Annotated in this window: 17 protein-coding genes; 7 read left to right on the forward strand and 10 right to left on the reverse strand. The window is 73.5% G+C overall.

The genetic code is table 11. From position 1 onward, the window contains the following. Window positions 1–6: 6 nt before the first annotated feature. Together ACIBH1_RS11470 and ACIBH1_RS11475 are read right to left on the reverse strand one after the other, a co-directional pair. Window positions 7–5,322, reverse strand: coding sequence for an amino acid adenylation domain-containing protein (locus ACIBH1_RS11470; RefSeq protein WP_397313595.1), 5,316 nt, complete (start codon window positions 5,320–5,322; stop codon window positions 7–9). Next, complete coding sequence (locus ACIBH1_RS11475) at window positions 5,319–10,199, reverse strand: amino acid adenylation domain-containing protein (protein WP_397313596.1); 4,881 nt, start codon at window positions 10,197–10,199, stop codon at window positions 5,319–5,321. Before ACIBH1_RS11475 ends, ACIBH1_RS11470 begins: the two co-directional genes overlap by 4 nt. 171 nt (window positions 10,200–10,370) lie before the next feature. On the opposite strand from ACIBH1_RS11475, the gene ACIBH1_RS11480 reads away from it, so the two are divergent. The 3 genes from ACIBH1_RS11480 (at window position 10,371) to ACIBH1_RS11490 (ending at window position 12,520) form a co-directional block, all read left to right on the forward strand. Then, on the forward strand, window positions 10,371–10,820 hold the full coding sequence (locus ACIBH1_RS11480; protein WP_397313597.1) for a hemerythrin domain-containing protein: 450 nt from the start codon (window positions 10,371–10,373) through the stop codon (window positions 10,818–10,820). A 110-nt stretch (window positions 10,821–10,930) separates the two neighbouring features. Next, window positions 10,931–11,335 (forward strand): hypothetical protein, encoded by a 405-nt coding sequence (locus ACIBH1_RS11485; protein WP_397313598.1) that lies wholly within the window; start codon window positions 10,931–10,933, stop codon window positions 11,333–11,335. A gap of 57 nt (window positions 11,336–11,392) precedes the next feature. Beyond that, window positions 11,393–12,520, forward strand: coding sequence for a serine hydrolase domain-containing protein (locus ACIBH1_RS11490; RefSeq protein ID WP_397313599.1), 1,128 nt, complete (start codon window positions 11,393–11,395; stop codon window positions 12,518–12,520). On the opposite strand, the gene ACIBH1_RS11495 is transcribed toward ACIBH1_RS11490, so the two are convergent. Beyond that, entirely contained in the window at window positions 12,492–13,130 is a 639-nt protein-coding gene (locus ACIBH1_RS11495; RefSeq protein WP_397313600.1) for a TetR/AcrR family transcriptional regulator, read from the reverse strand. The genes ACIBH1_RS11490 and ACIBH1_RS11495 overlap by 29 nt on opposite strands. A 27-nt stretch (window positions 13,131–13,157) precedes the next feature. Here ACIBH1_RS11495 and ACIBH1_RS11500 point away from each other — a divergent pair, with 27 nt between their 5' ends. Both ACIBH1_RS11500 and ACIBH1_RS11505 read left to right on the forward strand, forming a co-directional pair. Next, the gene (locus ACIBH1_RS11500; RefSeq protein WP_397313601.1) at window positions 13,158–13,775 is read left to right on the forward strand and encodes a maleylpyruvate isomerase family mycothiol-dependent enzyme; all 618 of its coding nucleotides are present in this window, start codon (window positions 13,158–13,160) and stop codon (window positions 13,773–13,775) included. Between the two features lie 123 nt (window positions 13,776–13,898). Further along, complete coding sequence (locus tag ACIBH1_RS11505) at window positions 13,899–14,135, forward strand: hypothetical protein (protein WP_397313602.1); 237 nt, start codon at window positions 13,899–13,901, stop codon at window positions 14,133–14,135. On the opposite strand, the gene ACIBH1_RS11510 is transcribed toward ACIBH1_RS11505, so the two are convergent. Further along, window positions 14,080–14,505, reverse strand: coding sequence for a nuclear transport factor 2 family protein (locus ACIBH1_RS11510; protein WP_397313603.1), 426 nt, complete (start codon window positions 14,503–14,505; stop codon window positions 14,080–14,082). The two genes, ACIBH1_RS11505 and ACIBH1_RS11510, sit on opposite strands and share 56 nt — an antisense overlap. 95 nt (window positions 14,506–14,600) lie before the next feature. Between ACIBH1_RS11510 and ACIBH1_RS11515 the strand changes: the two genes are divergently transcribed. Continuing rightward, entirely contained in the window at window positions 14,601–15,311 is a 711-nt protein-coding gene (locus ACIBH1_RS11515; RefSeq protein WP_397313604.1) for a 3-keto-5-aminohexanoate cleavage protein, read from the forward strand. Here the strand turns inward: ACIBH1_RS11515 and ACIBH1_RS11520 are convergent. Together ACIBH1_RS11520 and ACIBH1_RS11525 are read right to left on the reverse strand one after the other, a co-directional pair. After that, window positions 15,301–16,611 (reverse strand): MFS transporter, encoded by a 1,311-nt coding sequence (locus tag ACIBH1_RS11520; protein ID WP_397313605.1) that lies wholly within the window; start codon window positions 16,609–16,611, stop codon window positions 15,301–15,303. The genes ACIBH1_RS11515 and ACIBH1_RS11520 overlap by 11 nt on opposite strands. 161 nt (window positions 16,612–16,772) lie before the next feature. Beyond that, on the reverse strand, window positions 16,773–17,147 hold the full coding sequence (locus tag ACIBH1_RS11525) for a MerR family transcriptional regulator (RefSeq protein ID WP_397313606.1): 375 nt from the start codon (window positions 17,145–17,147) through the stop codon (window positions 16,773–16,775). 72 nt (window positions 17,148–17,219) lie between these two features. Between ACIBH1_RS11525 and ACIBH1_RS11530 the strand changes: the two genes are divergently transcribed. Further along, the gene (locus ACIBH1_RS11530; RefSeq protein ID WP_397313607.1) at window positions 17,220–17,849 is read left to right on the forward strand and encodes an SDR family NAD(P)-dependent oxidoreductase; all 630 of its coding nucleotides are present in this window, start codon (window positions 17,220–17,222) and stop codon (window positions 17,847–17,849) included. A gap of 12 nt (window positions 17,850–17,861) precedes the next feature. Here the strand turns inward: ACIBH1_RS11530 and ACIBH1_RS11535 are convergent, their stop codons facing one another. The 4 genes from ACIBH1_RS11535 to ACIBH1_RS11550 form a co-directional block, all read right to left on the reverse strand. Continuing rightward, on the reverse strand, window positions 17,862–18,887 hold the full coding sequence (locus tag ACIBH1_RS11535) for a LacI family DNA-binding transcriptional regulator (protein WP_397313608.1): 1,026 nt from the start codon (window positions 18,885–18,887) through the stop codon (window positions 17,862–17,864). A gap of 62 nt (window positions 18,888–18,949) precedes the next feature. Further along, window positions 18,950–21,514: a glycoside hydrolase family 3 C-terminal domain-containing protein gene (locus ACIBH1_RS11540; protein ID WP_397313609.1), complete on the reverse strand. Its 2,565-nt coding sequence runs from the start codon at window positions 21,512–21,514 to the stop codon at window positions 18,950–18,952. Window positions 21,515–21,524: 10 nt separating this feature from the next. Next, the gene (locus ACIBH1_RS11545) at window positions 21,525–22,187 is read right to left on the reverse strand and encodes a DUF305 domain-containing protein (RefSeq protein ID WP_397313610.1); all 663 of its coding nucleotides are present in this window, start codon (window positions 22,185–22,187) and stop codon (window positions 21,525–21,527) included. Then, window positions 22,187–23,503, reverse strand: a complete 1,317-nt coding sequence (locus ACIBH1_RS11550; RefSeq protein WP_397313611.1) for a DUF1996 domain-containing protein — start codon at window positions 23,501–23,503, stop codon at window positions 22,187–22,189. The genes ACIBH1_RS11545 and ACIBH1_RS11550 overlap by 1 nt, the downstream gene beginning before the upstream one ends. Window positions 23,504–23,609: the final 106 nt, after the last annotated feature.

Here is a 23,609-nt window from a genome sequence, read left to right on the forward strand (position 1 = left end):
GAAGTATCATTTGCGTGAAGCCATTTCTCTATCGATCAGGTCGAGATTGTCGGCGATTTCCGCGCCGGCGATCGCGTCGGGCAGTTCGTCCTCCATGAGGCGCAGCGGGCGGTAGGCCAGCCCCAGCGCGCCCCAGGCCACGAGCACCGCTCCTGTCGCCGCCAGGAGCAGCCCGACGCCGCGGCCGTCGCCGACGCCCACCAGGTCGCCCACCCAGGTGCCGTCCAGCGCCCCGCCGGGATCCAGCAGCGGCCCGAACCACGCCGACAGCGCCGGAGCCGTCAGGAACGCCAGCGGCGTCATCGACACCGCCAGCATCTGGTTGGTGGCCAGCACCCGCCCCTGAAGATCGAGCCCCACCTTGAGCTGGATGATCGCCAGCCAGTGGGCGTTGAGCACGCTCAGGAACAACCACGAGACGAAGCCGCCGAACGCCGCCACCCAGACCGACGGCTGCAGGCCGATGAGGACGATCCCGAAGCCGAAGCCGCTGACGAAGCCGACCATGCCGATCGCACGGCGCCTGGTGCCGTTCCAGAAGACCATGACCAGGCCGCCCGCGACCGCTCCCAGGCCCTGCAGGGCGGTGACCGTGCCGACCCCGGCGACACCGCCGAAGCCCATCACCACGGGGACGGTGATGGCCAGGGCGAGCATGCCGAAGTAGTTCTCGATCGCGAAGAAGACGATCATGACCATCAGCGGGCGCCGGCGGACAAGGAAGCGCCAGCCGCCCGCGATCGCCTGCCAGAACGACTCCTCCAAACGGCGGAAGAGCCGGTCGGGGAAGCGCACCAGCAGGAGCGTCGCCAGGCCGAACAGGAAGGTCACCACGTCCACGGCGATCACGCCGTGCACCCCGACCAGGGTGATGAGCGCCGCGCCCGCCAGCGGGGCGATCAGCATGCCCAGACCGGTGCCCAGATTGGCCAGCGCGTTCGCCTGCATCAGGTACGGCTTGGGCACCAGCTGCGCCACCGCCGCCAGGTAGGCGGGCCGATGGAAGGCGGTGACCAGCGACAGCACCGCCGCGATCACGCCGACCTGCCAGACCTCCAGCCGTCCCAGCCACAGCAGCACCACCAGGGCCGCCGTGGCCAGCGCCGAGACGCCGTCGCAGGCGAGCATGACCAGGCGCCGGTCCACCCGGTCGGCCACCGCGCCGCCCAGGGGCGAGGCGAGGACGGCCGGCAGCAGCGCCAGCATGGTCACCAGCGCGTAGTCGGAGACCCTGCCGCTGGCCTGGTAGGCCCATACGCCCAGCGCGAAGGAGGTCAGCGCGTTGCCCAGCAGCGAGGCCGTCTGACCGGCCGCCACCGTGTAGAAGCGGCGCAGATCCCGGCGAGCCTGCTCGCCGACCACCTCGACCGCCTCCAGCGGCTCCGGCACCCGGCCCGCCTCCCAGCTCGACAGATGGCCGTCGATCAGCTCGGCCAGCTCCCGCGCCTGGTGCTTGATGAAGTAGTGGCCCGCCTTCGGGATGGCGGCGAGCTCCACCCGGTCGGCGAAGGCGCCCCACTCGCGGTAACGCTCGGTGTACAGCTCGGTGGCACGGTCGCGCTCGCCCACGACGCACAACACCGGGGCGCGCAGCTTGCGCGGCGCCTGGAGTTCGCGCGTGAACCAGACCTGCGCCTGTTCCACGTCGTGGCGCAGGCCGCGCACCATCACCGACACGTCGCCGGCGTCCTCGGCCATGCCCAGGGTGCGCAGGAAGTCGCGCTGGGCCCGGTCGTTGCTCCAGCGATGGGCGGGGAAGCGCCGGTTCCACCACTGCGAGAGCCGTCCTGGAAGCTGGGCGTCGGGGAAGCTGCCGCCCACGATCAGGCCGCTCACCTCGACGCCCGCGTTCTCCAGCCGCAGCGCCAGCTCGGTCGCGACCGCCGAGCCGACGCAGTGTCCGTACAGCGCGACGGGCCCGCCGCCCTCCAGCTCGGCCGCCAGCCGGCCGGCGATTTCGCCCAGCGGCAGCATCGCCTCCTCCGGCCTGGCCGGATCGTGGCCGGGCAGCTCGACCGCCAGCACCGCCGTGCCCGTGGCGCCGAGCTCGGCCGCCAGCGGCCCGAAGGAAGCCGCGGAGCCGCCGCCGTACGGCACGCACACGAGCGTACGGCGAGCGGTGCGCGGACCGGCCAGGCGGTGCAGCAGCCCGCTCCCGGCCAGCGACCCCGACTCCAGATGGGCGGCCAGCTCGCGCACCGTCGGCCGCGTGAACAGGTCGATCACCCGCAGCGACGGGTCGATCAGCTTGATCGCCTTGATGGCGCGGAAGGAGTCGCCGCCGAGGGCGAAGAAGTCGTCGTCGATGCCGAATTCCTGCTCGGGCAGCACCTGCGCCCAGGCCTGCGCCACCCTCAGCTGCGCCTCCGTGCTCGGAGCGACCCGGTCGGCGACGGAGATCTCCGGCGCGGGCAGCCGGGCCCGGTCCACCTTGCCGAGCGGCGTGAGCGGCAGCTCGTCCAGCACGACGATCGCCGCGGGCACCATGTAGTCGGGCAGGCGTTCACGCAGTCCCGCCCGCAGCTCGGCCACATCGACACGTCCCGGAGCGACCCAGGCGGCCAGGCGGCGCGAATGACCCTCGCCGACCGGCAGCACCGCCGCCTCCGCGACCCCCGGCTGCTCCTGCAGGGCGCTCTTGACCTCGCCCAGCTCGACGCGGAAGCCGCGGATCTTGACCTGGTCGTCGACCCGGCCCAGGAACTCCACGAGACCGTCGGCGTTGAGCCGCACCCGGTCTCCCGTCCGGTAGCAGCGGTCGGCGCCCGCGACCGGGTCGGGGACGAACCGTTCCGCGGTCAGCTCGGGCATGCCCAGGTAGCCGCGCGCCACCGTGGGACCGGCGATCCACAACTCGCCAGGCACCCCGGCGGGCAGCGGCCTGCCGTGCCGGTCGACGATGTAGCAGGAGACGCCGGGCAGCGGACGGCCGAGCGGCACAGAGCCGGAGCCGGTCGGCACGGAGGGCGCGGTGCCGGCCAGGACCGAGACGGTGGCCTCCGTGGGGCCGCAGTGGATCTGCAGCTCCAGGTCGGGCCGCGCGGCCCTGATCCGTCCCGCCAGCTCCCACGAGGTGGCCTCGCCCGCCAGGATGAGCAACCTGCGCGGCAGCACCTCCGCCAGCTCGCCGTGCGCGGCCAGCAACTCCAGGTGGCTCGGCACCATCTTGACCACGTCCACCGCGCCGACGTCGTAGAGCGCGGGGTCGGTGGCGGCGTCCTGGTCGACCAGGTGCACGGTCCCGCCGCTGATCAGCGCGCCGAACAGGCACGTGAGGATCAGGTCGGAGGCGATCGTGGAGACCACGCCGAACGAGTCGTGCTCGGGCCCCACGTGGTCGCGCACCGCGTTCAGGTAGTGCACCAGCGAGCGGTGCTCGACGCCCACGCCCTTCGGCCGGCCGGTCGAGCCCGAGGTGAACTTGACGTGCGACAGGAAGTCGGACCGCACCGCCACCCCGGGCGGCGCCGGCGCCTCCTCCAGCAGGTCCTCCAGCACCAGCGCTCCCGGGACCCGCCCGGCGTGCTCGCGAGAGGCGATGACCAGCCGCGCGCCCGCCGTCTCGGCCATGTAGGCCAGGCGGTCGTCGGGGTAGGCGGGTTCCATCGGCATGTAGGCGCCGCCCGCCTTGAGCACGCCCAGCAGGGCGGGCACCAGCGCCGTCCCCCGTCCTGTCAGCACGCCGACCGGCTCCTGGGGCAGCAGGCCCCGCGCCACGAGCCGGTGGGCGACGCCGTTGCCGAGCCGATCGGCCTGACGGTAGGTGAGGCTGCCGTGCGCGTCGGTGGCGGCGACCGCCTCCGGACGGCGTACGGCCTGCTCCTCGATGAGCTCGTGCACTGGGCGCGACAGGTCGAAGCTCGCCCGGCGGCCCTCGATCTGGGGGCCGTCGACCGCTTCCAGCGCGATCGCGCCCACCGGACACTCAGGGTCGGTCAGCATGCCGTCGAGCAGCGTCAGGTACCACGACGCCATCCGCTCCGCCGTACGCGGCTCGAACAGGTCCGTGCGGTAGGCCAGCATGCCCTCGTAGCCGTCGCCCGTGTGGGTGAACGACAGGTTGAGGTCGTACTTGGCGGTCCGCACCGGCGGCTCGAAGACCTCCACTCCCAGGCCCGGGAAGGACGGCGGCGCCGGAGCGGTGTCGACGACGTTGAGCAGCACCTGGAAGATCGGTGTGGTCGCCAGGCTGCGCTCGGGGTGCAGCCGCTCGACGATGCGCTCGAACGGCACGTCACGATGGGCGAAGGCGTCCAGGGCGACGTCGCGGGTGCGCGCCAGCAGCTGCGCGCCGGTCGGGTCGCCCGACAGGTCGCAGCGCATGACCAGCGTGTTGACGAAGCAGCCGAGCATCGTATCGGCGTCCGAATGCAGGCGTCCCGCCTCCGGCGCGCCCACCGGGACGTCGTCGGTGCCGCTGATCCTCGACAGCAGCGCCGACCAGGCCGCGAGGAAGACCATGAACGGGGTGCAGCCCCGCTCGGCCGCGCTCGCGCGCACCTTCGCGGCCAGTTCGGGCGTCAGCCGTACCGGCACCTCGGCGCCCGTCCAGGCTGCCACGCTCGGGCGCGCCCGGTCGGTGGGCAGGTCCAGCACGCCCTCCAGGCCCGCCAGCCGCGCCTCCCACCAGGCCAGGTCACCCTCCGGACGGGTGGCCAGCCACGCGGCGTAGTCGCCGTAGCGCACCCTCGGCGGCGGCGGCGCCTGCCTGTCGCCCAGCCGGGCGGCGTAGAGCGCGCCGAGCTCGGCGACGGCCAGGTCGCGCGACCAGGCGTCGAAGGCGATGTGGTGGACGGTGAGGGCCAGCACGTGCTCGTCACCGGCCTGGACGTGCTCGTCGCCTGGCAGCGCGTGCCCGCCGTCTGCCTGGACGTGCTCGTCGCGTTCCAGGCGGAACAGGGTGGCGCGGGTCGGGGGCTCGGTGGCCAGGTCGAAGGGGGTCTGCTGTTCGCGGCGCAGGCACTCGGCGAGCTCGTCCCCGCCCACCTGCGCCAGACGCAGCGGGATCGTGTCCGCGGGCAGAGCGGTCGTCGTCTCCCCGTCGACGGTGCTGCGCAGGACCGGATGGCGCTCGGCCAGGTCGCGCACGGCGCCGAGGAGGGCGTCGGGGTCGAGGCCGCCGGTCAGGCGGATGGCGGTGGGGACGTTGTAGGCGGCTCCGTCGTCGAGTTGCGACAGGAACCAGAGCCTGGCCTGGGCGGGGCTGAGGGGTGTGGCGCCCTCGGCGACGGGGATGCCCGTCGGCCGCTCGCCCAGTGCCCTGCGGCCGGCCGACAGGCGGGCGGCGAGCCGCTGCTTGACCCGCTCGTCACTGACGGTCATCGCGCGCCCGCCTCTTCCTCGTCCAGGTCGGCCAGCAGCAGCGCTTCGACGGCCGCGGCGAAGGCGCCCAGCGTCGGCCGCTCGAACAGCAGCCGCACCGGCACCTCCAGCTCCAGCACCTCGCGCAGCCGCCCGGTCACCCGGGTCGCGGCCACCGAGTGCCCGCCCAGCACGAAGAAGTCGTCCAGCACGCCCAGCCCGGTACGTTCCAGCACCTCCGACCACACCTCGGCGACGAGCAGCTCGGCCTCCGTCTCCGGCGGCGGTGAGTCGGTCGCCGCCGTCCGCACCGGCTTGGGCAGCGCCCGCCGGTCCACCTTCCCGGAGGACGTGGTCGGCATCGCCTCCATCGCCACCCACTGGCCGGGCACCATGTAGCCGGGCAGCCGTTGCCGCAGCCGCGCCTCCAGCACGGCGGGGTCACCCGCGCCGACCACGTAACCCACCAGATGGTCACCGTCCACGACGGCCACCACGGCGTCCGCCACGTGCTCGCGCAACACCGCCTCGATCTCGCCGAGCTCGATCCGATGGCCGCGCAGCTTGACCTGGTGGTCGCGTCGGCCCAGGTAGTCGAGCGAGCCGTCCGCCCGCCACCGGGCCAGGTCGCCGGTCCGGTAGCGGCGCTCGCCCGGCATGAAGGGGTCGTCGTCGAACACGGTCGAGGGCCGCCCCCGGTATCCCCGGGCGACGCCCGCACCGCCGATCCACAACTCGCCGGTGGCCCCGCGCGGCAGGAGGCGGCCCGCCTGGTCGAGCACATAGGCCCGCTCGCCGTGCAGCGGCCGGCCGATCGGCACGCCGTCGTCCATCGGACCGTCGAGGAGGGCGAGCGTGGAGTAGATCGTGGTCTCGGTCGGGCCGTAGGCGTTCCACAACCGCCGCACCCGCGGCAGGAGGTCGCGGGCGAGCGCGGGGTCGAGCGCCTCACCCATACTCAGCACCTGCACCGGCGAGCCCGCCCAGCCTGCGGCCATCAGCATTCTGAGGGTCGTCGGCGTCGCGGTCATCAGGGTCGCGCCCGACGCCTCGATCCTCCTGGCGATGGCGTGGCCGTCGATCGCGCCGTCGCGGTCGAGCAGCTCCAGGCGCAGGCCGCAGGACAGCCCCACCCAGAAGTCGAAGCCGAAGACGTCGAAGGAGAACGGGGTCAGACCCAGCATCACGTCGCCGGGCCGGATGTCCACGGCCTCGCGGACGGCGGCGACCAGCGCCGCCAGGTTGGCATGGGTGACCTCCACGCCCTTGGGGCGGCCGGTCGAGCCCGAGGTGTAGAGCACGTAGGCGAGGCCGTCGGGCCTCGTGGCGATGTCTTCGGCGGTGGCGTCCGGGAGGGTGTCGACGTCGATCACCTCGACGCCCAGGCCCGCCGCCACCGCCCGCGTCTCCGCCGTCGCCAGCACCACCCGGGCGCCTGAGTCGTCGACCTGGAAACGCAGGCGCTCGGCCGGGTGCTCGGGATCGAGCGGCACGTAAGCGGCAGCGGCCCTGGCGATGCCGAGCACGGCCATGGTGAGCCTGCGGTCGCGCGGCAGGCACACGCCGACGACGACCTCGCCGCTCGGATCGGCCGGAGTCGCGCCGGCCGAGCCCGCTCGCGCGCGCCCAGCATGCTCGGCCAGCGCGTGGGCGACGCGGGCCGAGCCTCGGGCCAGCTCGCCGTACGTCAGCGTGGCCGTCCCGTCGTCGACGGCGATCGTGTCCGCGTGCCGTACGGCATGCGCCAGCACGGCGTGCACCGCGGTCGGCGGCACGTCGGCGGGCAGGGCAGGGCCCGTGCCCAGCTCCAGCAACGCGGCCCGCTCCTCCGCGCCCACCAGGTCGAACCCGGACAGCGGCCGGTCGGGCGCGCCGGGCACCTGCTCGACCAGGCGCACGAACCGCTCGGCGAGTTCCTCGGCCGCCGGCCGCCCGAACAGGTCCTCGTCGTACTCGACCTGCACCTCCATGCCGCGCGAGCCGGCGTTGACGAACACCGTGCACGGCGCCTGCGCGCCGCCGCCGCTCAGCTCGCCGAGCAGCTCGACCCCGCCGACGCGCACCGGCACGGCGGGCGGCTGCAGGGAGAGCACCACTGGCGTGAGCATCGCCCCGCGAGGCCGTTCGACTCCGGACACCGCGAGCCGCTCGTGCGCGGGCAGCGCCATGTGGTCCATGGCGCGGGCGGTGGCCGCGGCCGCCCGCGCGATCGCGTCGCGGACGGGCAGATCGTGGTCGAGGCGCAGCCGTACGGGCAGGGCGTCCACCAGCGGTCCGACCAGGCTGTCGAGGCCCGGCCTGGCCCGGTCGGCGACCGCCGCTCCGAGAAGGACGTCCGCCCGGTCGGTCTGGGCGGCCGTCAGCAGCCCCAGGACGGTCAGGTAGACGGAGAACGGCGTGGTGCCGCAGGCCGCGGCCAGTGCGCCGACGGCGGCGGCGGCCCGCTCGGGCAGCGGCAGCGTGACGCGCCCGCCCCTGCCCCGTCCCGGGCCGTCGGCGGCGGACAGCACCTCGTACGGAGGAGCGGCTCCGGCCAGTTCGTCGGTCCAGAAGGCGCGCAAGGGCTCCAGCCCGGCGAGGGCCTGCTGCTCGGCAAGCGCGACGTCGCCCACCTGGAAGGCGGGGGCGCCGGTGGCGGACGCGTGCTCCGCGCCCGGGATGTGGTGGGCGAGCTCGGCCATGAGCAGGCCGATCGACCAGCCGTCGAACGCCGTGTGGTCGCTCGACACCAGCAGGTCGGCGCTGCCGTCGCCCATCCAGAGCAGTTCGGCGCGCAGCAACGGCGTGTCCGCGGTCAGGTCGAACCCGGCCACGGGCAGGGCCCTGACGTAGGCCTCCTGCTCGGCGGCGTCCATCGACCGCAGATCGTGCACCGTTACGGGGACGGGCTCCGGGGCCAGCACCGATGCTTCCGGGGTGCCTCCTGGGCCGGGGACGATGACGCTGCGCAGCACCTCGTGCTCGGCCACGAGCCGGTCGAGGGCCCGCTGGACGGGATCGGGCGTGTCGATGCCGTGCACGCGCAGCCGTATCGCGATCGCCGTGGCGGTGCTGCTCTGGCCGACCTCGCGCAGCAGCCACATGCCGTGCTGGGCGGCGGTGAGGGGATAGCGGGTGCGGCCGTGGTGGCGGGTGAGCGCGGTGGCGGCGGCGGGTTCCAAGGAGGGTCCCGCGGAGGTGACGTAGTCGGCCAGCTCGGCGACGGTGGGGCGGCCGAGGAAGGCGGTGAGGGGGACGCGGACGCCCAGGTCCGTCTCGATGCGGGCGCAGGCCTGGGCGGCGGCCATGGAGTGCCCGCCGAGGTCGAGGAAGTGGTCGTGGAGGCCGACGGGATCCGGCCTGCCGAGCACGCCGGCGACGATGCCGGCCAGGTCCTGCTCGATCGCGGTGCGAGGCGGCGAACCGGGCGCGGTGGAGGGCGCAGGGTCCTGGGCGAGCCGGGCGTCAGGCCACGGGTCGAGGTCCATCGCGGCCAGCCGAGCGCGGTCGATCTTGCCGGTGGGGCCGAGCGGTAACCGCTCCATGACGACGACCCGGGCGGGCACCATATGGTCCGGCAACCGCTCCCGCACCCACCCCCGTAACCCGGCAGGCGTGGCGTCCCCCTCCACGTACGCCACCAGCCGCCGGACCCCGGTGTGGTCGGCGCGGGCGAGGACGGCCGCGTTGCGCACCAGCGGGTGCGCCGCCAGCGCGGCCCTGACCTCGCCGAGTTCGACCCGGAATCCCGCGACCTTCACCTGGTCGTCGTCACGTCCGGCGTAGACGAGGACCCCGCCCTCGATCCGGGCCTGATCCCCGGTCCGATAGTGGCGCTCACCCTCGCTGACGACGAACCGGGACGCCGTGAGCTCGGCCCGGTCGAGGTAGCCGCGTCCGACGAGCGGCCCCGACACCCACAACTCGCCCGTCTCCCCGTCGGCCACGCGACGGCCGTCGGGGCCGCGCACCGACAGCACCGAACCGGCGTGTCCGAGCCCGATCGGGGGCTCCCCGGCGGAGTCGCGGGTGACGTCGTGAGAACCGCAGGTCACGGTGCATTCGGTTGGACCGTATACGTTTACAACGCGGCGCACGCCCGGGTTCGCGTAGATCCGCTCCACCAAGGCCCGAGTCAGCGGCTCGCCCCCTGACACGACGGTCCGCACCCCGGCGGGCAGCGGCTGGGCCAGCAGCGAGACCAGCGCCGAGGGCGCGCCGTACACGGTGGTGACCTCGTCGCGCGCGGGCAGCGTGGGCAGGGCGAGCAGGTTGTCGGCGAGGATCACCGTGCCGCCGCAGATGAGCGGCAGGAACAGCTGGCTGACCGAGGGGTCGAAGCAGATCGAGGTGGCCGCCAGCATGCCCGCGACCTCGTCGGCGAAGAAGCCGGTCTCGGCCGTCAGCAGGGCCATGAGGTTGCGGTGCTCGATGACCACGCCCTTGGGCAGGCCGGTCGAGCCCGACGTGTACATGATGTAGGCGGCGTCGCCGCCGGCGCCGGGCACGTCGGGCGCGTGCGGGGCGGGCGCCGAGTCGTGGGCGAGCACGGCGGGAGTGTCCGCGCCGCGCAGGACGCCGCGCCGCGCCACGTCGGCGGAGGTGATCAGGAGCTTGGCGCCGGAGTCCCGGGCGATGTAGTTGAGCCGCTCGGCGGGATAGGCGGGATCGAGCGGCACGTAGGCCGCGCCCGCCTTCCAGACGCCCAGGAGCGCCGCGAGCATCGTCGCGTCGCGGTCCAGGCAGACGCCCACGGCCGCCTCCCGGCCCGCCCCGTGGCGGCCCAGGTCGTGGGCGATGCCGTTGGCGAGGTGGTCGAGCTCGGCGTAGGTGAGGCGGGTGGTCCCCGCCACGACGGCGGTGCGTTCTGGGGTGTGACGCACCTGCTGTGCAAAGGCCTCGTGGACCCGTAACGCCATAGAGGTCTCCTCATCGATCACATATGACGCCGGTCAGCGTGCCATGATCCCGAGAAGAACGTGATGAGTTGTCGGGTTGCATTACCGTAACGTCATAGGTCAAGTCACCCCCCCGGCACGGCACCGCCGTCGCTCCGTGGCTTCCGCATCACCCGCTGCGATGATGATCGGGTGTGCGACTACTGCGGCTGCCGCGAGATGCCCCTGCTCAAAGAGTTCATCGCCGAGCACGAAGCCATCTACGACACCGCCAGTGACATCCGCCGCGCGCTCGACCACGGCGAACCGGCCGCCGAGCTCGTCGGCCGCCTGCGCGCCCTGTTGGCCCCGCACTTCGTCGCCGAGGAGGACGGCCTGTTCCAGGTCATGGCGGGCCAGGAGGAGTACGCGGGCTACGTCGCGGCGCTCGTGGACGAGCACCGCGAGCTCGACGCGTTCCTGGCCGCCGCCGACCTGAACCGCGAGGACGACCGTACGACGATGCGCCAGGCCGTCGCCCACCTGTGGGAGCACATCCGCAAGGAGGAGGACGGCCTCTTCCCCGCCTCGGTCTCGGCGCTGTCGGCCGCCGAGTGGGACGTGGCGTTCGAGGCGTGGGAGCGGGTGCACCCCGAGCGCTGACACCGCCCCCGGGTGGTGTCAGCGACGTGTCAGGAAGCCGTGGGCGCCGTATCAGGGCGGCCGTCGATCGTAGAGCCATCGACGGAACACCCCTGAAGGAGCGCCCCGGCATGAACACCCTCAACGAGCAGGACCAGATCACCCTGCGGATCGCCGCCTGGGGCGCCGTTTCGCTGATGTCCGCGGCCGGCATCGCCGGTTCGGCCCACAAGGTCGCCACTCACGGCGCCCTGGCGCTGTCGGCGGCGACCGGCCAGGTCGGCCACGTGCTGGCCAAGGCGCCCAAGAGCAAGGACCTGAAGTACAAGACCGTGGCCGAGCTCGCCGATCGCGTGCTGCCTGCCCTTTCCGACTCCATGTCCCTGCTGAAGGCCCACAATCCGGCCGAGGCCGACAACTTCCGCAGCACCGTGATCGTCGCCGTCGACGCGGCGGCCGGTGCGAGCAACGGGCAGCCGAGCCCCGCGTTGACCGAGATGGCCCGCAAGATCACCGCTGCCCTCGACCTCGCCTGACATTTCCCCTGAGACCCCTGGAGACGATCAATCATGAAGGCCAAGACGTTCCGGCGAATGACGGTCCCCTTCCTTGCGGCAGGCCTGCTGGCCACCGCGGTCACGGCGCCCGCCGCGGCTGCCGACCGCCCCGAGCTGCGACAGAACCTGCAGGAGTGGATCGACGCCGGCTTCACCGGCATCCAGCTGCGGGTCCGTGACGAGCAGGGCGAATGGACCGGCAGCGCGGGCGTGCGCAAGCTCGGCGCCTCCGCCAAGCCGCCGACCAACGGGTCGTTCTGGACGGGCAGCGTGACCAAGACCGTCGTCGCCACCGTGGTGCTGCAGCTGGTGGCCGAGAACAGGTTCGCCCTGGACTCCCCGGTGAGCGACCACCTGCCGGAGTTCGGCCTCGACCCGCGGATCACCGTGCGGATGTTGCTGCAGCACACCAGCGGGCTGTTCAACTACACCGGCGACCTGGGCCCCGACGGCACGTGGATGCCCGGCATCACCGCCTCGGGCGACGCCTGGGTGGCGGAGAGGTTCCGCGGCTACACGCCGGAGGAGCTGGTACGGCTCGCGCTGTCGAAGCCGCCGAGGTTCGAGCCGGGAGCCGGGCAGGAGTACTCCAACACCAACTACACGCTGGCCCAGCTGCTGATCGAGAAGGTCACCGGGCGGCCCTACGCCGACGAGCTGCGGGACCGGATCCTGCGGCCGCTGGGCATGCGCGACACCATGGTGCCGGGTGACCGCACGCAGCTGCCCGGCCCGCACGCCCACGGCTATTACCGCGTCCAGGGCAAGGTGGTCGACATCTCCCGCCAGAACCTCTCCCTGCTGACCGGCGCCGGCGACCTGATCACCACCACCAAGGACCAGGCCACCTTCATCTCCGCGCTGAACGGCGGCAGGCTCCTGCCCGCCGCGCTGCTCGACGAGATGCGCAAGCCGTACGGCAAGCTCGGCTACGGCCTGGGCCTGTTCGTGCAGGACCTCGGCCCGGGATGCGGCACCGTCTACCAGCACAACGGCAGCCCGCCCCACGGCTACGGGGCGCTGATGTACAGCTCGCCCGACGGGAAGAAGACCCTGACCGCCTCGGTGACCTGGGTGGACGAGTCACCGGCCCGCGGCGCGGCCCAGCACTTCCAGCGGCTGCTCACGAGCCTGGTCACGCAGGTGTACTGCGACGCCCGCTGACGGCGCCGTACCTCGCGAGGAAGAGCTCGACTCCCTCGGTGACCAGCCGCTCGGCGAGGTCACCGGGGAGGGCGGAGCCGATGGTGCCGGCGATCAGGTGCGGGTAGATCGTGAGCGAGAAGAACTGCACGACGGCCACCTCGCGGTCGGCGATCTCCAGCCGGCCGCGCTCGCACAGGTCGCCGAGGGCCTCGCCCAGGTCGGCCGCCGACCGGGCGGGGCCGCGCGTCAGGTAGGCCTCGCCGAGCTCGGGGAAACGTCGCAGCTCGGCGGTGACGAGGTTGCGCAGGGCCAGCCGCGACGGGTCGGTGGCGGCCTCCACCAGCGCGCGGGCCAGGTGCAGCAGCGCCTCGCGCGCGTCCGCGGTCTCGGCGAGGCGGGCGCGCAGCTCGGCCATCGTGGTGTGGGCCTCGCCCATGGCCTGGCCGACGACCTCGGTGAACAGCTCCTCCTTGCTGCCGAAGTGGTTGTAGACGGTCACCTTCGACACGCCCGCGCGCGAGGCGATGAGGTCCATCCCGGCGTCGAAGCCCTCCGAGACGAACAGCTCGCGCGCGGCGGCGACGATGGCCTGGCGGCTGCGCTCGGCGCGCTTACCCGTTGGCGTCATAGCTGTACTGTACAGTACAGTTCAGGTATGAACACGATCTGGGACGTCGTCCACACCGAACGCGCGGCACTCATCAGCGACCTCGAGCACCTGCCCGCCGAGCGATGGGCCACCCCGTCGCTGTGCCCGGGCTGGGACGTGCACGACGTGCTCGCCCACCTCGTCGACGACGCCAAGACCACCTGGCCCGGCTTCGTGCTCCGGCTGGCGGCCGCCCGGTTCGACTTCGACCGCTACAACAGCGACGGCCTGGCGCGCGAACGGCGCGACGACCCCGGCGCGACGCTCGCCGCCTTCGAGGCGGTCTCGCGACGCACCACCAGCGCGCCCGCGCCGAAGGCCACCCGCCTCGTCGAGGCGTTCGTGCACGGCGAGGACATCCGCCGCCCCCTCAGCCTGGACAGGGCCTACCCGGCCGAACACGTCGCCGCGGCCCTGCGCCACCAGCTCGCCACCGGCGTGGGCATGGGCGGCGGCAAGGAACGCGCCGCCGGGCTGCGCCTGATCGCCACCGACACCTCGTTCGACGCGGGGGAGGGCCAGGAGGTGCGCGGCACCGCCCTGGCGCTCCTGCTCGCCGTGTCTGGCAGGCCCGTCGCCGCCGACGAGCTCACCGGACCCGGCCTCACCGCGCTGACGCGATGAACGCACCGATCACGGCGGCCAGCTCGGGCCCGGCATCCTCCTGCAGGAAATGCCCGGCCCCGGCGATCACCGGATGCTCCAGCCCTCTCGCGCCCGGGATCCGGCAGGGACAAGGTGGCGCGCGTGCTGGCGGCGAGCGCCGGACGGTCGCGGGTCGCCGTCGATCTGCACTATCGCCAGGTCAACGGCGACCCGTCGGTGGTGCTGTTCACCGACGGGACCCCCCTCGCCGTCATGGTGCTCGACCTGGAGGCCGACGGGGAGCACGTGCGCGACATCTACGTGGTGAGCAATCCCGACAAGCTCACTTCCCTGGACGATCCTCGTCGAGAAGACGGACCTCGTAGACCCGCTCGGTGAAGCGCCAGCCGCCGGCGGTGCGCGCGTACCGGTCGTGGTAGATGGCGAAGTTGCGGTGCCACTGGCCGTCGCGTGTCTTGATCACCTCCTGCATGTAGGCGCGGCCGGTCGCGGTGTCGCCGTCCAGCTGGATCGAGCCGGGATGGGTCTGCTGCACGAAAAGCTCGACGAACGCGTCCCGCCGCTCCCGCCAGGCGCGCATCTGCTCGTGGCCGACGAGGTCGACCGGCACGTTGGGCATGCGTAGCGCGCCGTCCGGGGTGAAAAGCGCTGCCAAGCGGTCGAAGTCGCCCATCGTCGCGGCGTCGGTGAACTCGCCGCGCAGCGCCTCGATCTCGACGCGGTCGGCGATGAGCTGGAAATCGGTCATCGTGGATCTCCAAGGTCGGTGGGAAAGACGGTCAGCTCTTCGACGACGCAGCCCGCCGAATGGTGAGGCGGCCCGGTTCTGGGAAGGTCTCGGGCATGTTGCAGGTCTGCCTGAACGGCGCGCGGGACCGCGCCGAGCACGAGCACCTTCCCCTGACGCCCGCCGAGCTGGCCGCGGCGGCGAAGGAGGCGGTCGCGGCCGGAGCCGAGGACATCCACCTCCACCCGAAGGACCACGGCGGAGCCGACACCATGGAGCCGGGTCACGTCGCCGCCGCCGTCACGGCGGTCCGCTCCGCCGTACCCGGCATCCCCGTCGGCGTGACCACCGGCGCGTGGACCGGCGCGGACCGGGCCGGCCACGTGCGGGCCTGGAGCGTGCTGCCCGACCACGCGTCGGTCAACTGGCACGAGGACGGCGCCGCCGAACTCGCCGACACGCTGCTGGAGCGGGGCGTCGGCATCGAGGCCGGGATCTTCTCCGGCACCGACGCGGTCGAGCGGTTCCTGGCCTGGCCGCGCGCCGACCGGGTGCTGCGCGTGCTGGCCGAGATCACCGACACCGACCCCGTCACCGCCCTCGACGCCGCCGCCGAGCTGGTCGAGCAGCTGGTCGCGCGCTCGCACGCACCGATCCTGCTCCACGGCGAGGACGGCGCGGCCTGGGCCGTCCTCGCCATGGCGGCCACCCGCGGCATGCCGGTCAGGATCGGCCTCGAAGACACCCTGCGCCTGCCCGACGGCAGCCCGGCACCGGGCAACGCCGCCCTCGTCGAAGCCGCCCGCCACCTGCTGGCTAGTCTCTGACGGCCTGCCTGACGATGACGGCCGCCGTCAGGCACATCGCCCCGGCCACCGCGAGACCCGGCGCCGGACCCAGCGCCGTCATCACGCCGGTCGCGGCGGCCAGGGTGAAGGTCTCCAGGCTCATCCGGGTCGTGCTGAACAGCGCCGCCCCGGCTCCGCCCCGGTGCGAAGGCACGTGCTTCAGCGCCTGGCCGTCGGGCACGCCCTCGGTCAGGCCCAGGCAGAACCCGATCGCCGCCGCCGCGGCGAGCAGGGCGGCCGGGTGATCGGTGAACTGGAGCACGGCCGCCGTGACGGCGCAGGCGAACAGCGCCACCGTCACCAGCTGCCTGGCCCAGCGCCGCGCGAGCCTGGCCGCGACCAGCGGCAGCAACGTCGACGGCACGGTCAGCAGGCTGAGCATGACCGCCGCCTGGCCCGGCCCCATGCCGCGCGCGGAGGCGAGCTGGGGCAACACGGTCAGTCCGACGACCAGGATGCCCATGAACGCGCCCGTCGCCACGCCGTACGCGCGGTAGGCGGGGATGCGCAGCAGGTCCATGGGGATCGCCGGCTCGGCGGCGCGCCGTTCCACGCGGACCAGGACGACGCCGCAGACCGCGGCGACCACGACGAGGCCGACCGGCGCCCACCACCCGATGCCGGGACCGAGCCCGATCCCGAGCGCTGTGACCAGCGCGGCCACGACCACGCCGAACAACACCGCGCCCGCCAGGTCGAACCGTCCCAGCGGTCCGGGACTGCGCAGGCCGGGCAGGCCGAGCGTGCCCACGGCCGCCAGGGCGGCGACGACCCCGGGCACGACGAAGACCAGGGACCAGCCGCCGACGGCCATGAGCCCCTGGGCGACGACCGGCCCGAGGGCCAGGCTGGTGCCGAGCACGGCGCCGGTGTAGCCGAACACCTGGCGGCGTTCCTCCGGCGGGTAGACGGCCAGGATCATCGCGGAACCGCCCGCCGCGCACATGGCGGCGCCGATCCCGCCCACCGTGCGCAACGCCACCAGCGACGGCAGGTCCGGCGCGAACGCCGACGCCACCCCGGTGACGGCGACCAGGAGGTTGCCCGCGGCGAAGAAGCGGGTGCGTGAGGTGCGGTCGGCGATGGCGCCCGCCAGCAGCAGCGCCGCGGCGAACAGGCCGTTGTAGGCCAGGGCGAGCCACGGGCCGAGGGCGTCAGAGCCGGGCAGCGCGGCGGTCACGGCGGGGACGACGGCCGTCGCACCGGTGATCGCGAGCGGGAAGACGACATGGGAGATCAGGACGGCGAGCAGGACACGCCGGCGCTGACCGGAAGACAAGACGAACAAGGAAGCGCTCCGGAACAGGGGAGTCCGAGCGCCGCAAGGGCGCTCCTGGCCATGGGCTCAGGAGCGACGACGAAGCCTGGTGTTATGCGCCGCCGCCGCTCTCAGCGACGGCGCACCCTGTCCGCTTTGGGCACGGGCACACCCTAACGGAATCACCCTGCTCGGGCGAACGAGTTCAAGGCGCTCGCCAGCAGCCCGTCCAGGGCGCGCTGGGAGGCCTGCAGTTCGGCGATGGTCGCGGCGATCCTGCCGCGTTCGCGCGTGAGCTGCTCCACCAGGCCGGGGCAGGGCGTGGGCACCGCCCGGCCGCCGTCGTCGTGCACGCAGTGCAGCAGCCTGCCGATCGCCACCGTCGGCAGCCCGGCCTCCAGGAGCAGGCGGATGTGCCGCACCGCCACCACGTCGGACTCGGCGTAGTCGCGGTAGCCGTTCGCCTGCCGTACCGGCGTGAGCAGGCCCTGCTCCTCGTAGTAGCGCAGCAGCCGCCGGCTCACGCCGGACCGCTCGGACAGGTCGCCGATGCGCACGGGTTCCTCCAGTTGACCTTCACATGGATGTGACGCCCTAGCCTCCGTGGCAACACGAAGGAGGAGTCGCTTATGTCCGGAGTAGTCATCATCGGTGCGGGCCCCGGGATCGGGCAGGCGGTGGCGCGCCGGTTCGCCCGCGAAGGCCTGCCCGTGGCGCTCGTCGCGCGCAGCCAGGAGACCCTGAGGTCGGCCGTGCCCGGCGCGCTGACCGCCACCGCCGACGCGGGCGACGAGAAGGCCCTGACCGCGGCGCTCGACACGATCGCGGCCGAGCACGGCGTGCCCGACGCGGTCGTCTACAACGCGGCGGTGATCCGCCCCGACCGGCCCGCCGACCTGACACTCGACGACCACCTCGGCAGGTGGGCGGTCAACGTCGGCGGCGCGATCGTCACGGCCGCGCGGCTGCTGCCCGCCATGGCCGGGCGGGGGCGCGGCAGCTTCCTGGTCACCGGCGGCATGCCGGAGCCGAAGGCCGCCTACCTCAGCCTCTCGCTCGGCAAGGCGGGGATCCGCACGCTCGTGACCGCCCTGCACGAGGAGTACGGCCCGGCGGGGGTGCACGCGGCGAGCATCACAGTCGGCGGCGTGGTCGCCCCCGGGACCGCGTTCGACCCTGACGACATCGCCGAGCACTACTGGCGCCTGCACCTCCAGCCCCGCGCCGCCTGGGAACACGAGGTGAGGATCGGCTGCTGAACCCCTGAACCGTCACGCCGACGCGCGCATGATCAGGGCGGGCTCGAAGATCACCGACGTCGGCGCCCGCCCTGGCTCGTGCACGTGCTCCAGCAGCAGCCGCCCCATCTCGGCCGCCATGTCCTCGACCGGATGCCTGATCGTCGTCAGGAGCGGGCGGCAGGCCGTGGCGGCGCTGCTGTCGTCGAAGCCGATCACCGCCACGTCGCCGGGCACCGACCGGCCGTGATGGCGCAGGGCGTGCAGCGCACCCTGAGCCATCAGGTCGTTGGCGACGAACACCCCGTCGAGATCGGGGCGCTCGTCCAGCAGGCGCTCCATGGCCTGCTCGCCGCTGTCGTAGGTGAAGCCGCCCTCGCTGTGCGGGACGAACGCGTGCCCGTGCCTGGCCATCGCGTCCTGGAACCCGGCCAGCCGCGCCTGCGCCGCAGGCACGTCGAGCGGGCCGCAGATGGTCGCGACCCGCCGCCTGCCCAGCTCGACCAGGCGATCTGCGGCCAGGGCGGCGCCCGCCCTGTGGTCGACGTCGACATAGCTGATCGGCACCGGGCGCGCCGGCCTGGCGAACAGCACCGCGGGCACTCCCGCCTCCACCAGCTGCGCGGGCAGCGGGTCGGCGGCGTGCGTGGAGACCAGCAACGCGCCGTCGGCGTCGCCCTGCCGCAGGTAGGACACCACCTCCGCACGGCTGGCGTCGCTCTCGGCGAACATCAGCACCGGATGGATGCCGCGCGGGCGCAGGAAGCTGATGATCCCGCTGACGACGCGGCCGAAGAACGGGTCGGTCAGGATCGGGCTCGGCGCCGAGTCGTCGCCCGCTCCCGACAACACCAGGGCCACCGCGCCCGTGCGCCGGGTGACCAGCGAGCGGGCGGCCCGGTTGGGGACGTAGCCGGTCGTGGCGATGGCCTGGCGAACGGTCTCCTGGATCGCGGGATCGACGTTGCGGATCCCGTTGATCACGCGAGAGACGGTCGCGCGGGAGACACCGGCGACGCGCGCGACGTCCTCGAGTGTGGGAGAGGCCCCTTGTTTCACCCGCTTTTTATAACACGCTGAAGGGAGAGCGCTCTCCTCGGTGTATGAGACCGTTATTGCCGCTAGCCGTACGACACGGTCATCAGCGCCTCCAGCGGCAGGTCCGCCGCCGACCGGCCCGCCCGCACCCGCACCTCGCCCTCGGCCGTGCACCAGGCGCCCGCCCAATGCTGGAACGCCCGCGCCGGCAGCTCCACCACGACCTCGGCCCGCTCGCCCGGCTCCGCCGTGACGGCCGCGAAGCCCGCCAGCCACCGGTCACCGTCGTGCGGCCTGGACAGGTAGACCTGCACCACCTCCCGGCCCGGCCTCGGCCCCGTGTTGCGCACCCGCACGTGCACGCGCACCGGCCGATCGGGCACCACCCTCTCCGGCGCCCACAACTCCTCGTAGGCCCAGCTCGTGTAACCGAGCCCGTGGCCGAACCAGTAGGCCGGAGGTTCCTGCTCCCTGAGCCAGCCGCGGTAGCCGATGTGCGGGCCTTCCGCGTAATCGAGCACGCCGTCGCGCGGCGTGGTCGAGGTGAGCGCGCGGTCCGCCCAGGTCGTGGGCAGCCGCCCGCCCGGCTCGGACCGCCCGAGCAGCACGTCCGCCAGGCCGTTGCCGCCCTCCTCGCCGGGGAGCCAGCCGACCAGCACGGCGGCCACCTCCTCGCGCCAGGGCATCGCCACGGGACCGCCCGAGTTCACCACCACGATCGTCGCCGGGTTCACCGCCGCGACCGCGCTCACCAGGGCGTCCTGGGCGCCGGGCAGCGCCAGGCTCTCGCGGTCGACGCCCTCGCCCTCGGCCTGCTCGGTGGTGCCCACCACCACGACGGCCACGTCGCTCGCCCGCGCGACCTCGACGGCGGCGGCCATCGCCGCGGCGGCGTCCAGCGGAGCGGGCGCGGCGGCCAGAACACACGCCCGGCCGCCACCGGGCACGAGCTCGCGACGGAGGACAACCTCGACGTGCCGCCGTCGCGCGGGGTCGGCCGCGGGGGCGGCGGGGCGATCGGCCATGTGGTCGGCGTGGCGATCGATAGTGGGGTCGGCGGCGGAGTTGGTGGCGAGGTCGGCCGGGGTCAGGTCGGCCGGGGCGAGGTCGGCCGGGACCAGGTCGAGGCGAAGCGTGCGGTACGGCGGTGCCAGGTGGACGGTCGCCGGGTCGTCGGTGTGCCGGGGGACCGTCTCGTCGATCACGGTGCGGCCGTCCACGGTGAGGTGCAGGCGGCCCCAGCCGGCGGCGGCCACGTCCCAGGAGCCCTCCGCACCGGGCAGCAGCGCGCTGATCTCGACCGCGGCCGCGTCGTCGATGGGGCCGCCCGGCTCGGGGAGGCGGCCGCTGAGGCGGTGCTCGGCGTGGATCTCGGCCCCTGCCGCGTCGAGGAGCCGCACCAGGAGGCCGGGCTCGCCGGTGCGGGGGTTGCGGGCGGTGGCGATGTCGAGCGGAGCGGGCGGGCCGTCGAGGTGGACGCCGGTGGCGTGGTGGATCTCGGCTCTGCCGTACAGCGCCGTGCGCAGGCCGTCGAGCGGGGTGACGGGCGCTTCTGGGTAGACGCCCGCGCTGCCGCCGCCCTGGATGCGGGGGCGGGCGGCGTTCGGGCCGATGACGGCGATCCGGGTCAGGGTGCTGGGGTCGAGGGGGAGCAGGCCGCCCTCGTTGCGCAGGAGGACGGTGGACGCGGCGACCACGCGCCGCAGGAGAGCGCGATCCCGCGATGACGCCGTCGGAGGCGCCGGAGCCGTCGCGGTCGTCGCGGTTGTTGCGGCCCTCCCGGTCGTCGCGGTCGTCGCCGGGAGGGCGCCCACGCGCGCCGCCAGCCGCAGCAGCCGCCGTACCTTGTCGTCGATCGCCGACTCCGGCACCTCGCCCGCGCGCACCGCCGCCACCAGCGCCGCCCCCCACGGCGAGCCGGGCCCCGGCATGGCCAGGTCCTGGGCGGCGCGGGCCGACGCGACCGTGGAGCGTACGGCTCCCCAGTCCGACACCACTACCCCGTCGAATCCCCACTCGCCCTTCAGCGGCTCGGCCAGCAGCGGGTTCTCGGACATGGTGGGCCCGTTGACCCCGTTGTACGCCGACATCACCACCCACACCCCGGCCCGCACGGCCGCCTCGAAGGGGGCCAGGTAGACCTCGCGCAGGGTGCGCTCGTCGACGCGGGCCTCCAGGGTGAGCCGGTCGGTCTCGGAGTCGTTGGCCACGTAGTGCTTGGCGGTGGCCGCGACCCCGCGCGACTGGATGCCGACGATCATGGCCGCGCCGATGCGGCCGGTGAGCAGCGGGTCCTCCGAGTAGCACTCGAAGTGCCGTCCGCCGAGCGGGGACCGGTGCAGGTTGAGGGTAGGGGCGAGGACGACGTGCACCCCCTTGCGCCTGGCCTCGTCGGCCAGCAGTTCGCCCATGGATCTGGCCAGGCTCTCGTCCCAGGTGGCGGCGAGGGCCGTGGCGGAGGGCAGCGACAGCGAGGTGCGGCGCTCGTCCCAGCCCTCGCCGCGTACGCCCGCGGGCCCGTCGGAGGTCGCCATGGGCTCCAGGCCGATGGCGGGCTCGGCGGCGGTGCGCCACACGGTCGCCCCGGTGGCCAGCCGGGCCTTGGCTTCCAGGTCCAGCTTGTCGACGAGGCGGTCGAGGTCGTCCACGGGTGTCCTTTCAGGCGGGAGAGCGCTCTACCGGCGGGAGTGCGGCGAGCTGGGTGGTGCGGGCTCGTTCGACGGCCGCGGCCAGGGCCTTGACGTCGGGGTCGTGGCCGGAGAGCTGCTCGGAGCGGGTCACGGACAGCGACTGGCGCAGGTGGGCGTCGAGGTGGCGGGTGAAGAGCGTGTCGAAGGCGGGACCCGTCGTGGCGCGCAGGCGCCGGAGTTCGGGGGCGGTGACCATGCCGGGCATGTCGTGGCCGGCGTGCGGGTTGGTGGCGGGCAGGCCGGTGGCGGCCAGGGTCCGGCGAAGGCGGTCCAGCTCGGCGTGGTGGGCGTCGCGCAGTCGCCGGGCCAGTTGCCGTACGGCAGGCGCGTGGGCTTGGGCGGCGCCCAGGTCGAGGAGGGGGATGACCCGCTCGTCCATGGGGATCATGAGCTGCAGCCAGGCGAGGTCGGTGGGGTTGAGCCGCCCGCTGGGGAGCGGCTGCGCAACGGCAGGGGAGGTGTCGACGGCGGTGTGGTGCGCGTGCCGTACCGGGGGCTCCGAGCGGGCCAGGCACCCGCCCACCAGCGTCGCCGCGAGCCCGAGCAGCACGAGCGGCGCGGCCACGGTGACCGCCCGCCCGCCCCGGCGTCCGGGACGGGCGGGCGGCGCCGGTGTCCCTGCGGAGGACATCAAGGCAGCTCGAAGTCCTCGGTCAGGGCCGCGCCGCGGTGCGGCTTGTACAGGTCGTAGCCGCGCGGGTTGCACTGCAGCCCGCCGTTGATGCAGTGGGTGACCAGCGCGTCGAGGATGCGCGGGTCGTCCCAGGCGTTGAAGAAGTCGTAGTGCCAGGTGTAGCCGCGCCCGCTCGACAGGCGGGCCTGTGACAGGTCACCGCTGGCCGGGAAGGCGATCTTGAATTCCAGCATCGGCACGGCGACCGGGTGGCTCGACGGGCAGTAGCCGCCGGACGGGTAGGCCATGTGGCTCTTGTGGTCGGCGCTGTCGAGGTTGACGCCGTCCCAGCAGCTGGGCGCCTGGAAGCGCACGTTGACCTGGCTTCCCGGCACGCAGTACGCGGGGATGTCCCAGCTCTTGGACAGGTCGCCGCACTCGAAGCCCTCGACCGCGCCCGGGTGGTCGCGGAACTGCGCCAGCGTGGAGGTCGGGCTGCCGGCCACGTAGCGCAGGCCTTGCGGGAAGGGCTGCACTCGCCAGTACTCCAGGATGCCGGACTTGTAGTAGATCACCTGGGGCCCGACGGGCTCGATGAGCTGGTTGCCCTTGTAGAAGCTGGGGAACCAGTAGGCGGACTTGTCGTGGTGGTTGGTGCAGGAGGTGCCGCCGCCGAGCAGGGTCCCGGTGGTGCTGTGGGCGTTGGTGGTGGTGTTGCCGACGAAGGTGTGCATGTGGGAGGCGCCGGGCAGCCCGGGGTAGACGATGGGGTCGTCGGGCCGGTTGGCGGTGAGCGAGCAGTTGGCCTGGAACTCGTGGTGGGTGACCTCGTCGGTGTAGGTCGGCTTCGGTCGGGGCGTGGAGCCGGTGCCTCCGGTGCCGTGCACCTCGAACTCCCATAGGGAGTAGCCGTAGCCGGTGCCGCGTGCGGTGCCGTACATGCGGACGTACCGGCCGCTGCCGGTGACGTTCCACGTGTCGGTGCCGCCGTCGCCGCTGGTCACGGTCTTGAGGTCGGTCCACGAGGCGCCGTCGGCCGACGACTGGATCTTGTAGTCGCGGCCGTAGGCGCCCTCCCAGGTCAGCACGACCTTGCTGAGGGTCGCGCCCGCGCCCAGGTCGACCTGGACCCACTGCGGATCGGCCCAGGCGCTCGACCAGCGGGTGCCCGGGTCGCCGTCGAAGGCGGCTCCGGCGGCGTGCGAGCCGCCTTCCGACGACGACGCCGAGGCCGGCCTGCCCAGGGACAGGACGGTGTCGGCCGCGGCGGGCAGGACCGCGGCCAGGCTGGTGGCCGCCACCGCGGAGGCGATGGCGGCGGTTAACGAGAGCACGGGATTTCTTCGGAAGAAGGGCATGGGTCTCTCCTCTGGGGGGCGGTTAGGAGAGCGCTCTCCATCGAGAGTGAACGCCTTCACCGCGCCTTGTCAAGACCGTGCG

The organism is Nonomuraea sp. NPDC050663, assembly GCF_044456985.1.
GTDB lineage: Bacteria > Actinomycetota > Actinomycetes > Streptosporangiales > Streptosporangiaceae > Nonomuraea.

Excerpts from the sequence above, each read along its gene's own strand:
- ACIBH1_RS11500 (WP_397313601.1), top strand. The coding sequence starts at position 13,158 with ATGAACACGATCTGGGACGTCGTCCACACCGAACGCGCGGCACTCATC.
- ACIBH1_RS11545 (WP_397313610.1), bottom strand. The coding sequence starts at position 22,187 with ATGTCCTCCGCAGGGACACCGGCGCCGCCCGCCCGTCCCGGACGCCGG.
- ACIBH1_RS11515 (WP_397313604.1), top strand. The coding sequence starts at position 14,601 with ATGTTGCAGGTCTGCCTGAACGGCGCGCGGGACCGCGCCGAGCACGAG.
- ACIBH1_RS11485 (WP_397313598.1), top strand. The coding sequence starts at position 10,931 with ATGAACACCCTCAACGAGCAGGACCAGATCACCCTGCGGATCGCCGCC.
- ACIBH1_RS11530 (WP_397313607.1), top strand. The coding sequence starts at position 17,220 with ATGTCCGGAGTAGTCATCATCGGTGCGGGCCCCGGGATCGGGCAGGCG.
- ACIBH1_RS11475 (WP_397313596.1), bottom strand. The coding sequence starts at position 10,199 with ATGGCGTTACGGGTCCACGAGGCCTTTGCACAGCAGGTGCGTCACACC.
- ACIBH1_RS11510 (WP_397313603.1), bottom strand. The coding sequence starts at position 14,505 with ATGACCGATTTCCAGCTCATCGCCGACCGCGTCGAGATCGAGGCGCTG.
- ACIBH1_RS11490 (WP_397313599.1), top strand. The coding sequence starts at position 11,393 with ATGACGGTCCCCTTCCTTGCGGCAGGCCTGCTGGCCACCGCGGTCACG.
- ACIBH1_RS11470 (WP_397313595.1), bottom strand. The coding sequence starts at position 5,322 with ATGACCGTCAGTGACGAGCGGGTCAAGCAGCGGCTCGCCGCCCGCCTG.
- ACIBH1_RS11495 (WP_397313600.1), bottom strand. The coding sequence starts at position 13,130 with ATGACGCCAACGGGTAAGCGCGCCGAGCGCAGCCGCCAGGCCATCGTC.